We start from the raw sequence: 12,853 nt of genomic DNA on the forward strand, positions 1-12,853 counted from the left end.
ACATGAGCACGCTACTGTCCGAGGACGGCCTTTCCCCGAAGCTGGCGCATCTGGCGGGTCTCGTCGACCAATATGCATCGCCGGAGTTCGCGGTGGCCCATGGCGGTCGCGTGCAGACCATTGCCGCCGGCCACTACACCGTTCGCGGTCTTTCCCGCCATGTTCGTCTCGGCGAGTTCGTGGCGCATAAATCGGCCTCCGGCGTCCATCTCGGCGAGGTCGTTCGTGTCGAGCCGGAGCTGATCTACGTCTGCCCGATCGAACCCGGCGAGCCGATCGGCATTGATGATACCGTTATCCGCAAGGGCGCCTTCCGCATTTCGCCGTCCGACAGCTGGTGCGGGCGCACCGTCAATTCGCTCTGCGAGCCGATCGACGGGCAGGGTCCGATCACCGAGGGCCTCGATCGCCGCTCGATCTCCAACACTGCGCCGCCGTCGATGACCCGCCAGCGGGTCGGGACCGGTTTCAAGACCGGCGTGCGCGCGATCGACATCTTCTCGCCGCTCTGCCTCGGGCAGCGCCTCGGCATTTTCGCCGGATCCGGCGTCGGCAAGTCGACGCTTCTGTCCATGCTCGCCCGTGCCGACGCCTTCGACAAGGTTGTCATCGCGCTCGTCGGCGAACGCGGCCGCGAGGTGCGCGAGTTCATCGAGGATACGCTCGGCAGCAACATGAAGAAGGCGATTGCCGTCGTCGCCACCAGTGACGAGAGCCCGATGCTGCGCAAGATGGCGCCGCTGACGGCGATCACCATTGCCGAGCATTTCCGCGACAAGGGCGAGAACGTCCTCTTCATCGTCGACAGCGTCACCCGTTTCGCCCATGCGATCCGCGAGGTGGCAACCGCCTCCGGCGAGCCGCCGATCGCGCGCGGTTATCCCGCGTCGGTCTTCACCGAACTGCCGCGCCTGCTGGAACGCGCCGGTCCTGGCCCCGAGGGCACCGGCACGATTACCGCGATCATCTCGATCCTTGTCGACGGCGACAATCACAACGACCCGATCGCTGATTCGACGCGCGGCATCCTCGACGGTCATATCGTCCTGCAGCGCAGCCTCGCCGAAGAGGGGCGGTATCCGCCGATCGATCCGCTCGCCTCGATCTCGCGTCTTGCCCGCAAGGCCTGGACGTCGGACCAGGAAAAGCTGGTATCGCGGCTGAAAGTGCTAATTCACCGCTTCGAGGAGACGCGAGACTTGCGCCTGATCGGCGGTTACCGCCAGGGCGCCGATCCCGATCTCGACATGGCGGTCAAGCAGGTCCCCATCATCTACGACGTCCTGAAACAGGCGCCGGGCGATCGTGAATCGGTCGACGCCTTTGCTGACCTCGCCGGCGCGCTGAAGGCCGCAGCCGGCATGGGCAATCAGGGCGCACCCATCCAGAGGAGATAGACGTGGTTGAATTCGACGACGAACGCATTGCTTCGCTGAAGCAGCGCAGGAAGGCCGCCATGCTGGATCGGTTTCTCACCTACACCGGCCTGGCGCTTGCCGGCGCTTCGGCCTTTTTCCCCTGGTACGTCTTCTTCAATGCCGACAAGTTCGGCATCAATGTCGCCGCCAGCAGCAATTCGCGCGATCTGCCGGATTGGCCGGCCCGCAACGTCTTCAGCGTCTCGCCGCTGGCCATGGTCAACAAGAATGAGGCAACCAAGAAGGTTCCGCCGATCGATCCGCTGACGACGGCAACGGTTTCCGATCTCGGCAAAGCACGCGATGGCGGCGACTTGCAGGAAGAGCAGCCGTTCCCCGGCAAATCTTCCTTCCGCCTGCTGCATGTCTCCAACGGCCGGGCGTTAATCGAGGACCCCTCGGGCATGTATGTGGTGCGTATCGGCTCGATCCTGCCCGACGAAAGCCGCCTTGCGACGCTGGAGCAGCGGGACGGCAAGTGGGTGATCATTACTTCGAAGGGTGAGATCTACAAGAACGACTGAACCTCTTCGCAAGCCGATGGCAACAGGGGCTCCGCCGCAAACCGGCAGGAGCCCCTCTCTTTGCGGCCTCGCCGAGAAAGCGCCGCCCAGCCCGGTTTCCGGTAAGTCCCACGCAAGATTACCGCACTAGGTTCGGGTTGGTAAAAACGGAGAGTTCTCATGCAACCGATCCAACTTTTCGACTTGGCTTCGCGACAGGCGGAATGGCTGACGATCCGTCAGCAGGTTGTCGCGGGCAATATCGCGAATGCGAATACCCCGAAATTCCACGCCAAGGACGTCACGCCTTTTGACGCCGTGCTTGAGAAGTCCGACATTACCATGGCGCGCACCAACCCGGCGCACTTCAGCGGCAACGATTTCAGCGAGACCGGCGATATCGACGTCAAGGACGCCGCGCTCGACCAGGAAATCGGCATTCAGGAATCCGGCAACACCGTCGGACTGGCCGAGGAGCTTTCGAAGTCGGGTGACATCAAACGCCAGTACGATCTTAACACCTCGCTGGTCAGCTCCTTCAACCGCATGATGCTGATGACCGTCAGGAAGTAATTGTCATGGATCCGCTTTCCGCAGCTATGAAAATCGCCGGTTCGGGGCTCGAGGCGCAATCGACGCGTCTGCGCATCGTCTCGGAAAACATCGCCAACGCCCGTTCGACCGGCGACACGCCCGGCGCCGATCCCTATCGTCGCAAGACGATCACCTTCGGCCAGCAGATGGACCGCGTAAGCGGCGTCGAGACGGTCAACGTCAAGAAGGTCGGTGTCGACGAGGGCGATTTCAGCACCGAATTCGACCCCAGCAACCCGGCGGCGGACGCCAAGGGCGTCGTCAAGCTGCCGAACGTCAACGTGCTGGTCGAGATGGCCGACATGCGTGAAGCCAACCGCTCCTACGACGCCAACCTGCAGACCATCAAGCAGACCCGCGACCTCATCTCGTCCACGATCGATCTTCTGAAGAGCCAATAATAAATGATCAGCAGCGTCCAGAATGTCAGCAACCTCTCGATGACCCGCGCGCTCGGCGCCGTCGACACCGAGAATTCCGCCTCATCGTCCGCAACGACCATGCCCGGCACCGCGGGTGCGGCCAACGGCATGAGCTTCGCCTCCGTCATGGGCAACATGGCGACCGAAGCCGTCAACAGCCTGAAAGGCGCTGAAAGCATGTCCTTTGCCGGCATCAAGGGCACGGCGACGACCCGTGAAGTCGTCGATTCCATGCTTCAGGCCGAGCAGACGCTGCAGACCGCGATTGCCATCCGCGACAAGGTCGTCTCGGCCTTTCTCGAAGTCACCAAGATGCAGATGTAACTGATTTGAGGACGAACACATGAGAGCGCTCGCCATTGCAGCAACGGGCATGGATGCCCAGCAGACCAATCTGGAAGTCATCGCCAACAACATCGCCAACATCAACACCACAGGCTTCAAACGCGCCCGCGCCGAGTTCACCGATCTGCTCTATCAGACCGAACGCGCCAAGGGTGTTGCCAACCGCGCCAACCAGGCCGTGGTCCCGGAAGGCGCCAATATCGGTCTCGGCGTTCAGACGTCGGCGGTGCGCAATCTGCATCTCCAGGGCGAACTCACCCAGACCGGCAACGATCTCGACGTGGCGCTGATCGGCAAGGGCTTCTTCCAGATCCAGTCGACCGACGGCACCACGCTCTATACCCGCGCCGGCGCCTTCAACAAGAACGACCAGGGCCAGCTCGTCACGATCGATGGCTATGAAGTCCTGCCGGGCATCACCGTGCCGCAGGGTTCGACCGAACTGACCATCAGCCGCTCCGGCGAGGTCTCGGTCAAGCTGCCCGGCCAGACCACCACGACCGTGCTTGGTCAGCTGACGCTTGCCGACTTCGTCAACGAGGCGGGCCTCCAGCCGATCGGCGACAACCTCTTCCAGGAAACGGCGGCTTCCGGCGAGGCTGTCGTCGGCAGTCCCGATGAGGAAGGCTTCGCTTACATGAAGCAGGGCTATCTGGAGTCCTCGAACGTCGACCCGGTGAAGGAAATCACCGAGCTGATATCGGCCCAGCGCGCTTACGAAATGAACTCCAAGGTGATCACCACCGCTGATGAAATGGCCTCCATCGTCAGCAAGAACCTGAAGTAAAGGGAAGGGCCGAAACATGATGTTTTGCCGGGCAGGACACATCTCGGGATGGGTGGCGGCAGCCATGATCGCAATCGCGGGGATCGTGGTGCCCGCAGGCGCCGACGCCGGCATGGGTTATGCCGTCGTCCCGACGACAATCATCTACCCCGGCGATACATTGTCGGCCAGCCAGCTTCAGGAGGTCGAGGTCACCAACCCCAACCTTGCCGGCGATTTTGCCAAATCCATTTCCCAGGTCGAAGGCCTGGTCTCCAAGCGCACGCTGTTGCCGGGCCGCACCATTGCGATTTCGGGTCTGCGCGAACCCTATACGGTAACACGCGGCTCTTCGATCCGCCTGGTCTTCTCGCTCGGCGCAATGACGATCTCGGCCGCCGGCACGCCGCTCGAAGACGGCGCCACCGGGCAGCTCATCCGCGCGCGCAATATGGATTCCGGCGTCATCGTCAGCGGCACGGTGCTTGCGGACGGCACGGTCCATGTGAGGGCAAAATGAGATTGCTGTTCCGTTTCCTGACCCTTGCCGCGGTTCTCGCCATGAGTCTGGCCGACGTCGCGCCCGCCTGGGCGCTGACCTCGCGCATCAAGGATATTGCCTCTCTCCAGGCCGGCCGCGACAATCAGCTGATCGGTTATGGCCTTATCGTCGGCCTGCAGGGCACGGGCGACGGTTTCCGCTCTTCGCCCTTCACCGAGCAGTCGATGCGGGCGATGCTGCAGAATCTCGGCATCTCGACGCAGGGCGGCCAGTCCAACGCCAAAAACACCGCCGCCGTCATGGTCACCGCCAACCTGCCGCCGTTCGCAAGTCCCGGCAGCCGTATCGACGTGACGGTGAGCTCGCTCGGCGACGCGACGTCGCTGCGCGGCGGCACACTCGTCATGACCTCGCTGTCAGGCGCCGATGGCCAGATCTACGCCGTCGCGCAGGGTGCCGTCATCGTCTCCGGTTTTCAGGCACAGGGCCAGGCCGCGACCGTGACCGAAGGTGTGACCACCGCCGGCCGCGTGCCGGGCGGCGCCATCATCGAGCGCGAGTTGCCCTCCCGATTCAAGGATTCGGTCAATCTCGTGCTGCAGTTGCGCAACCCCGACTTCTCGACGGCGATCCGCATCGCCGACATCGTCAACGGTTATGCCTCGGCGCGCTTCGGCGGTCCGGTCGCCGAAGCCAAGGATTCGCAGGAGGTGGTGATCCAGAAGCCGCGCACGGCCGATCTCACCCGGCTGATGGCCGATGTCGAAAACCTCATCGTCGAAACCGATACGCCGGCCAAGGTTGTTATCAACGAGCGCACCGGAACGATCGTCATCGGCTCCGATGTCCGCGTTTCGCCGGTCGCCGTCAGCTACGGCACCCTGACGGTCCAGGTCACCGAGACGCCGCAGATCATCCAGCCCGAACCCTTCTCGCGAGGTCGGACCGCCGTCCAGCCGCAGACCGATATCGCGGCTGAGCAGACCGGCGGACGCGTTGCCATCATCGACGGTCCCGACCTCAGGACCCTTGTCGCCGGCCTCAACAATATCGGCGTCAAACCGGATGGCATCATCGCCATTCTCCAGGGCATCAAGTCGGCGGGCGCCCTGCAGGCGGAGCTTGTGCTGCAATGAAGACGATCCTGAACCACGACATGACGGTTCTGCAGCTGCTGCGCCGGCTGGCGCTGCCGGCGGCAGGCCTCGTCCTGCTGTCGATCCCAAGCGCCTTCGCGCAGGAGCATCCGGAGGGAGACATCACCTCCCAGGACGAGATCAAGCAGTTCTGCACCAACATCGCCGATCCCGCCCGCGATCAGCGTTATCTCCTGCAGAAGCAGGAACTGGAAAAGCTTCGCGCCGACATCGACGCCCGCGTCGCCGAGATGGACAAGCGCAAGGCCGAATACCAGGACTGGCTGAAGCGGCGCGACGATTTCCTGAAACAGGCGGAAGCCGGTCTCACTGAAATCTACAAGAAGATGAAGCCGGATGCGGCCGCGCTCCAGCTGCAGGATATGAATATAGAGGTGGCCTCCGCCGTGATCATGCGGCTCAGCCCGCGCCAGTCGAGCCTCATCCTCAATGAGATGGACCCGAAGAAGGCGGCGGCCATCGCCAGCATCATCGCCAGTGCGTCCGATCCCAATACCTCGAAGGATCCTTCATGAACATGCGTTTCCCGGCCGCGTTCGCCGCCCTCGCACTCCTTGCAGGCTGCCAGTCTCCGACGGCGGTCAGCGAGATCGGCCGGGCGCCCGCCATGAGCCCGATCGGCAGCGGCCTTGCCTATGGCCAGACGCCGCAGATGGCCCTCTATCCGAAGCAGCCGCGCGCCGTGGCACAGGGCTATTCGCTGTGGAGCGATTCGCAGGCCGCCCTTTTCAAGGACGCACGCGCCTTGAACGTCGGCGACATCCTGACCGTCGACATCCAGATCAACGACAAGGCCTCCTTCGACAACGAGACCAACCGCAGCCGCACGAATTCGAGCGGCATGAACTGGGATGTCAACGCTCAGATCTTCGGCTGGACGCCTGAATCCAAGACCGACCTGACCTACGGCTCCGATACCAGCACCGACGGCAAGGGCAAGATCGAGCGCACGGACAAGATCACCCTTCTGGTCGCGGCCGTCGTCACCGGCATTCTCGAAAACGGCAACCTCGTCATTTCGGGCTCGCAGGAAGTACGCCTGAACCAGGAGCTGCGCATCCTGAACGTCGCCGGCATCGTGCGTCCGCAGGACGTCAATGCCGACAACCAGATCTCCTACGACAAGATCGCCGAAGCCCGCATCTCCTATGGCGGTCGCGGCCGCCTGATGGAAGTGCAGCAGCCGCCGCGCGGCCAGCAGGCCGTCGACCTTTTCTCGCCGCTTTGAGGCCGAATAACGATGGCAGATGCAGACGTAAGCGCAGGTCAACCGAAGAAAAAATCCGGCCCGCTGATGACGATCATCGGCGTCGCTATCCTGACCCTGCTCGGCGCCGGCGGCGGCTGGGCGGTCGGCACGATCGTCGCGCCCGAGATCAAGGTCGCCAAGGAGGTCGGAGAGGCCAAGGAGGCCGAGGCCAAAAAGAAGGCCGAGGAAGGCCTGGCGCGCATCTCGACCGAGGCCAACAACGTCGTCCAGCTCGAGCCGATCACCTCGAACCTCGCCTACCCCTCGGAAAACTGGGTGCGGCTGGAAGTCGCGCTGCTGTTCAACGGGCCGCCTGACGTCAAGGTTGCCGAGGATATTCACCAGGATATCCTGGCCTATATCAGGACCGTTTCCCTCCAGCAGATCGAGGGGCCGCGGGGCTTTCAATATCTCAAGGATGACATCCAGGAACGTGTTGACCTTCGCTCGCAAGGGCGGGTATCGAAGGTCATGTTCAGGACATTTGTCATCGAATGATTCGATTTATAATTTTCCTTGCCGCCATGATGGCGGTACCGGAACTGGCGGTGGCGCAGCAGCTGCCGACTGATTTGTTGAACGTGCCGGTCGACGGCTCCGTCGCTGCCTGGATCATTCGCACCTTCGGCCTGCTCACCGTGCTTTCGGTCGCGCCGGGCATCCTGATCATGGTGACGAGCTTCCCGCGCTTCATCATCGCCTTCTCGATCCTGCGTTCGGGCATGGGCCTCTCCTCGACCCCCTCCAACATGATCCTGCTGTCGCTGTCGCTGTTCATGACCTTCTACGTCATGTCGCCGACCTTCGATCAGGCCTGGCAGAACGGCGTGCAGCCGCTGCTTGCCAACCAGATCAACGAGACCGAGGCGGTCCAGCGCATCGCCGAACCCTTCCGCACCTTCATGGCGGCCAATACCCGCGACAAGGACCTGGCGCTGTTCGTTGATCTGGCGCGTGAACGCGGCCAGAATATCCAGACCACCGATCCGATCGATTACCGGGTGCTGATCCCCGCCTTCATGATTTCCGAGATCCGCCGCGGTTTCGAAATCGGCTTCCTCGTGGTGCTGCCGTTCCTCGTCATCGATCTCATCGTCGCGACCATCACCATGGCGATGGGCATGATGATGCTGCCGCCGACGTCGATCTCGCTGCCGTTCAAGATTCTCTTTTTCGTGCTGATCGACGGCTGGAACCTGCTGGTCGGTAGCCTGGTGCGCTCGTTCAGCTGATCGCCGGCCAGGTCTCTACAGCGCCGCGCGTCTTTTCAGACGCGCAGAGGACGCCATAACACACTTGAATATTTGCAGTAAGAAAACCCCGCGGGATCGATCCGGCGGGGTTTTCATGCAGGTCGCGCTCACTCGGACCCGAACGGGGCGGTGCGCGGCGGCAGCGCCGGAATGTCCATGTGCTCGGGGGCAAGACGCTGTCTGGCGCGGTCTGCCATGGTTTCGTAGGCCTGCTCCAGATGATTGCAGAAGCGTTCGGCGTCGAAGAGTGGCGCGATATAACGCTTCTCCTTCAGTCGTGCCTTGTACTTGGCGATCCGTCCGGGATTCTGCGCCAGCTCGACGGCGAGATCCTCGTAAGCCTGCAGATCGCTGGCGACGAGTTCGGGCAGATCGATCGCCTGCAGCAGGCTCTCGCTGACGCGTGAGGCAAAGTTGGTGCCCTTGACGGTCAGAACCGGCAGGCCGCCCCAGAGCTGTTCCGAGGTGGTCGTATGGCCGTTGACCGGGAAGGTATCGATGCCGAGGTCGGCGGCCTGCTGTCGGTCTATATGTTGCTCGTATGGTGCGCGCGGGCAGAAAATGATCCGCTTCGGCGAGATGCCTGCCGCCTGGAAGTGCTTCGACAGGTTCGCCTGGTTGCGCGGCGAGTTCGCCATCAGCCAGAGCACGCTGTTCGGCGCCCGCTTGAGAATCCGGCACCAGCTGTTGACGACCTCGGGGGTGATCTTGCGGTTGCCGTTGAAGGAGGCGAAGATGAAGGCGTCTTCCGGCAGGCCGAGCTGCTCGCGGGTGACCGGACGTGGCTTCGGACGATGCATCGGATCGTTCGGCTGATAGCTCTCCGGCAACCGGCAGAATTTTTCATGGTAGAACGGCTTTGCCGCTTCGGGCAAAACGAAATGGTCGCCGATGACGTAGTCGAGGTCGATGTTGACCGTGCTGCCGGGAAAGCCGAGCCAGCCGACGTGCACGGGTGCCAGCGGCAGGTTGAAGGCTGCCGCGCGGCTGCCTGACGTATGGCCCTTCAGATCGACCATGATGTCGATATTGTGCTCGCGCACGACTGCCAGCACCGCCTGGTCGGAGAAGCCGTGAATGTCGACGATCCGGCCCCAGCGGCTGCGATCGGTGTCATTGTGCTTCAGATATTCAGGGCCGGTATGGCAGAAGAGCGTCACCTCGAACCGGTCCTTGTCGTGCAGCTCGAGGATGCGTTGCAGCAGCTTCATCGTCGCGTGACGATCCCAGAAGTCCGACGACATGTAGCCGATCCGGATCTTGTCCGACCACGTGTGCGGCTGGTTACGGCGGAAAGCGACCCGTTCCCGGTTGAGTGGGGTCGTGCCGATCGTTGCATGCTGGTTGAAAGCCTCGTTGCCGCACCAGTGCAGATGATAGAAGGGGTTGTCCTTGCGCAGGATATCGAGATCGCCCTTTGCCAGGGCCCCGTCGATGACCGCCTGATGCTTGGCCGCCTCTTCGAAATCGTTGAATTCGCGGGCGAAAACAAGATGGAGAAAGCGGAAGGCGTGATTGCCCGGAAAACGCTTGAAGAGGTTGCGCGCCAGCGTCTGGTTGGTCGCGTCGTTCAGATCGTCGCTGAGCAGCAGGGCCGCCAGGCGCAGGTGATCGGGGTTCGTGCTTTCCGACAGCACCGTCTTGAACGGGCGGATGATATCCCGCTGCTGGCGCTTCAGGTAGATCGCGGTGATGATGAAGGCGAGTTCGGCATCTTCCTGCGCCCTGGTGAGGTTGCGCATGGCGATCAGCAGCGCTTCGTCCTCGCTGCCGGTCTCGTAATAGAGCTTGGCAGCCTGCTTCTGATATTCGTAGGCGTTCGGTCCTTCGCAATTGCCGGCCAGGCCATAGGCTTTCGCGGCATCGGCTTTGAAGCCGAGCTGCATGAGGTTCTTGGCGAGCAGCGCATAGGTCTTGGCGTCCTGCTGGATATCCATGAGCTGGTTGAGCGTCGCCAATGACTGTGTGTAGCGGCCCGCCTGAAAATCTCTGGATGCCGCAGAGAACGAAACTTTGCTGTTCAAAACCCAACTCCGTGAAGGAAATGTTCTGGCATGACTGTCGATCGCCCGGCGCAGGCAGGGAGCGTCCTCCCCGAAAACGGGTGGATGATCCGATGGTGCTATCCCGGCACCTGCCACGTTGGCATCCGAAGCTTGCTTGAAACCGGTGCGCCTGATGAAGACGCTTCCCTTCCGAGGGATAATGGTATCTTTCCCGGTATGTTAGCATGCGAACGAATAGATTCAGCCAGCATTAACTATGCGATGTAAGGAGCCGGCACGGACCCTCGATATTTAAGAAGTTGGCAAGCATTGGCTGCGAGATTGCCCTGGACATGACGGGTTTGGGCCAAACAAGCAGGCGCCGAGTAGCATGAAGCTGGTCCGTCATCGCCGGTACTACAGTCCGGTATGTCCTCCTTTTTGTATCTAGTTTCCAGGGGACAGATTTATGACAAGCATTAACACCAATTCTTCCGCAATGGCCGCGCTCCAGACGCTGCGCAACGTCAACCAGGGCCTCAACAACACGCAGAACCACGTTTCTTCGGGCTACCGCGTTGAAAAGGCCTCCGACAACGCTGCTTACTGGTCGATCGCAACGACCATGCGTTCGGACAACAAGGCTCTTTCCGCCGTTTCCGACGCTCTCGGCGTTGGTGCAGCGAAGGTCGATACCGCCTACACCGCGATGGACAGCGCCATCGACGTCGTCGGCGACATCAAGGCCAAGCTGGTTGCCGCCACTGAAAACGGCGTCGACAAGGCGAAGGTCCAGGAAGAAATCGGCCAGCTGCAGCAGCAGCTGCTCAGCATCGCTCAGTCGGCTTCCTTCAACGGCGAAAACTGGGTTGCCGGCGCCAACGGCACCAAGAGCGTTGTTTCCTCCTTCGTCCGCGACGGCTCCAACGCCGTTTCGATCACCACGACCGACTACGTTCTCGACAGCGGGTCCGCAGGCAACGTTCTGTTCGGCATGAGCGGCGGTTCGGTCGAAACCTCCACCGGCATCCTCGGCACGGTGAATGGCTCGACCGGTTCGATCTACTCGATGGACATCACCAACTTCACCGCTGGCCAGATCCAGACCGCTCTGACCAACGTCGAATCGGCTCTGAAGTCCATGACCAGCGCCGGCGCTGCTCTCGGCTCGCTCTCCAGCCGCATCGACAGCCAGGAAGACTTCGTTTCGGCTCTCAGCGACTCGATCGACTCCGGTGTCGGCCGTCTCGTCGATGCCGACATGGAAGAAGAATCTTCCAAGCTCAGCGCCCTGCAGACCCAGCAGCAGCTGGCCATCCAGTCGCTGTCGATCGCAAACTCCTCTTCGCAGAACATCCTGTCGCTCTTCCGCTAAAAGCGGTCGGCACAAGGCGTCCAAGTTTCGCGGCCGGGTCATCCCGGCCGCGAAATGTTTTAATATAAGGTTAATGAAAATCCATCTAAGTGTCAGATATTTTTACACTATTTCCATTTTGAATTTAACTTTCCTTAACCATCTTGCTGTCTTCTAGGCCCATCGAAACGGCGAGTTAACCCTAACGAGAATGGTTAACAGGCATGATGCTGATCGCTGTGGGCCGGCCAAATCCGGAATGTCCCTTCTTAAATTCTGCCAACAAGGGGCAAGCAGACTATGACGAGCATCAACACCAACAACGCTGCAATGGCAGCCCTCCAGACTCTCCGCGGCATCAACCAGGGTCTCCAGACGACCCAGGCTCACGTTTCGTCCGGCTATCGCGTCGGCAAGGCTGCCGACAACGCTGCTTACTGGTCGATCGCAACGACCATGCGTTCGGACAACAAGGCACTTTCTGCCGTTTCCGACGCTCTCGGCCTCGGCGCCGCCAAGGTCGACACCGCTTACTCCGCCATGGATAGCGCCATCGACGTCGTCGGCGACATCAAGGCCAAGCTGGTTGCCGCCACTGAAAACGGCGTCGACAAGGCCAAGGTTCAGGAAGAAATCGGCCAGCTGCAGCAGCAGCTGCTCAGCATCGCTCAGTCGGCTTCCTTCTCCGGTGAAAACTGGGTCGCCGGCGCTGACGGCACCAAGAACGTCGTCGCTTCCTTCGTCCGCGACGGCTCCAACGCCGTTTCGGTCGTGATGACCGACTACGTTCTCGACAGCGGGTCCGCAGGCAACGTTCTGTTCGGCATGAGCGGCGGCGCGGTCGAGACCTCCAGCGGCATCCTCGGCACGGCGAATGGCTCGACCGGTTCGGTCTACGCGATGGACATCACCAACTTCACCCTCGGCGAGATCCAGACCGCTCTGACCAACGTCGAATCGGCTCTGAAGTCCATGACCAGCGCCGGCGCTGCCCTCGGCTCGATCTCCAAGCGTATCGAACTGCAGGAAAACTTCGTTTCGGCTCTCAGCGACTCGATCGACTCCGGTGTCGGCCGTCTCGTCGATGCCGACATGGAAGAAGAATCTTCCAAGCTCAGCGCCCTGCAGACCCAGCAGCAGCTGGCTGTTCAGTCGCTGTCGATTGCGAACTCCTCTTCGCAGACCATCCTGTCGCTCTTCCGCGGCTAATATCCGAAAATATGGCCCGCCGGTCTCCGGCGGGCACCTCGCAGGCGAGCCGCGCTTCGATGGAGCGCGGCTTTTTTATTTCCGTTAATGGTTGAT

The 12,853-nt window shown here is 61.5% G+C and carries 15 protein-coding genes; 14 read left to right on the forward strand and 1 reads right to left on the reverse strand.

Annotated features, from left to right (window positions below):
• Positions 1–2 precede the first annotated feature (2 nt).
• The 12 genes from fliI (at position 3) to fliP (ending at position 8,188) form a co-directional block, all read left to right on the forward strand.
• Positions 3–1,397 (forward strand): flagellar protein export ATPase FliI, encoded by a 1,395-nt coding sequence (gene fliI, locus J2J99_RS03475; protein ID WP_168295948.1) that lies wholly within the window; start codon positions 3–5, stop codon positions 1,395–1,397.
• Positions 1,398–1,399: 2 nt separating this feature from the next.
• On the forward strand, positions 1,400–1,942 hold the full coding sequence (locus J2J99_RS03480) for a flagellar protein (protein ID WP_168295949.1): 543 nt from the start codon (positions 1,400–1,402) through the stop codon (positions 1,940–1,942).
• Between the two features lie 159 nt (positions 1,943–2,101).
• Positions 2,102–2,494, forward strand: a complete 393-nt coding sequence (gene flgB / locus J2J99_RS03485; RefSeq protein WP_168295950.1) for a flagellar basal body rod protein FlgB — start codon at positions 2,102–2,104, stop codon at positions 2,492–2,494.
• Positions 2,495–2,499: 5 nt separating this feature from the next.
• A complete protein-coding gene (gene flgC / locus J2J99_RS03490) occupies positions 2,500–2,916 on the forward strand; it encodes a flagellar basal body rod protein FlgC (RefSeq protein ID WP_168295951.1) in 417 nt (138 codons plus the stop codon).
• Positions 2,917–2,919: 3 nt separating this feature from the next.
• Positions 2,920–3,261 (forward strand): flagellar hook-basal body complex protein FliE, encoded by a 342-nt coding sequence (gene fliE / locus J2J99_RS03495; RefSeq protein ID WP_010029464.1) that lies wholly within the window; start codon positions 2,920–2,922, stop codon positions 3,259–3,261.
• Between the two features lie 19 nt (positions 3,262–3,280).
• The gene (flgG, locus tag J2J99_RS03500; RefSeq protein ID WP_168295952.1) at positions 3,281–4,069 is read left to right on the forward strand and encodes a flagellar basal-body rod protein FlgG; all 789 of its coding nucleotides are present in this window, start codon (positions 3,281–3,283) and stop codon (positions 4,067–4,069) included.
• A gap of 16 nt (positions 4,070–4,085) precedes the next feature.
• On the forward strand, positions 4,086–4,568 hold the full coding sequence (gene flgA, locus J2J99_RS03505) for a flagellar basal body P-ring formation chaperone FlgA (RefSeq protein ID WP_168295953.1): 483 nt from the start codon (positions 4,086–4,088) through the stop codon (positions 4,566–4,568).
• Positions 4,565–5,686, forward strand: a complete 1,122-nt coding sequence (locus J2J99_RS03510; protein WP_037114477.1) for a flagellar basal body P-ring protein FlgI — start codon at positions 4,565–4,567, stop codon at positions 5,684–5,686. The genes flgA and J2J99_RS03510 overlap by 4 nt, the downstream gene beginning before the upstream one ends.
• The gene (locus J2J99_RS03515) at positions 5,683–6,222 is read left to right on the forward strand and encodes a MotE family protein (RefSeq protein ID WP_168295954.1); all 540 of its coding nucleotides are present in this window, start codon (positions 5,683–5,685) and stop codon (positions 6,220–6,222) included. The genes J2J99_RS03510 and J2J99_RS03515 overlap by 4 nt, the downstream gene beginning before the upstream one ends.
• On the forward strand, positions 6,219–6,935 hold the full coding sequence (gene flgH, locus J2J99_RS03520; RefSeq protein WP_168295955.1) for a flagellar basal body L-ring protein FlgH: 717 nt from the start codon (positions 6,219–6,221) through the stop codon (positions 6,933–6,935). The genes J2J99_RS03515 and flgH overlap by 4 nt, the downstream gene beginning before the upstream one ends.
• Before the next feature lie 12 nt (positions 6,936–6,947).
• Complete coding sequence (locus J2J99_RS03525) at positions 6,948–7,454, forward strand: flagellar basal body-associated FliL family protein (RefSeq protein ID WP_168295956.1); 507 nt, start codon at positions 6,948–6,950, stop codon at positions 7,452–7,454.
• A complete protein-coding gene (fliP, locus tag J2J99_RS03530; protein WP_168295957.1) occupies positions 7,451–8,188 on the forward strand; it encodes a flagellar type III secretion system pore protein FliP in 738 nt (245 codons plus the stop codon). Before J2J99_RS03525 ends, fliP begins: the two co-directional genes overlap by 4 nt.
• A 128-nt stretch (positions 8,189–8,316) precedes the next feature.
• Here the strand turns inward: fliP and J2J99_RS03535 are convergent, their stop codons facing one another.
• A complete protein-coding gene (locus J2J99_RS03535; RefSeq protein WP_168295958.1) occupies positions 8,317–10,233 on the reverse strand; it encodes an O-linked N-acetylglucosamine transferase, SPINDLY family protein in 1,917 nt (638 codons plus the stop codon).
• A gap of 430 nt (positions 10,234–10,663) precedes the next feature.
• On the opposite strand from J2J99_RS03535, the gene J2J99_RS03540 reads away from it, so the two are divergent.
• Together J2J99_RS03540 and J2J99_RS03545 are read left to right on the forward strand one after the other, a co-directional pair.
• Positions 10,664–11,569 carry a flagellin N-terminal helical domain-containing protein gene (locus J2J99_RS03540; protein ID WP_168295959.1) on the forward strand — a complete coding sequence of 302 codons (906 nt, stop codon included), beginning with the start codon at positions 10,664–10,666 and terminating at the stop codon, positions 11,567–11,569.
• A 279-nt stretch (positions 11,570–11,848) separates the two neighbouring features.
• Positions 11,849–12,757: a flagellin N-terminal helical domain-containing protein gene (locus J2J99_RS03545; RefSeq protein WP_168295960.1), complete on the forward strand. Its 909-nt coding sequence runs from the start codon at positions 11,849–11,851 to the stop codon at positions 12,755–12,757.
• Positions 12,758–12,853 lie beyond the last annotated feature (96 nt).

Origin of the sequence: Rhizobium binae (assembly GCF_017357225.1) — a bacterium.
Classification (GTDB): Bacteria; Pseudomonadota; Alphaproteobacteria; order Rhizobiales; family Rhizobiaceae; genus Rhizobium; species Rhizobium binae.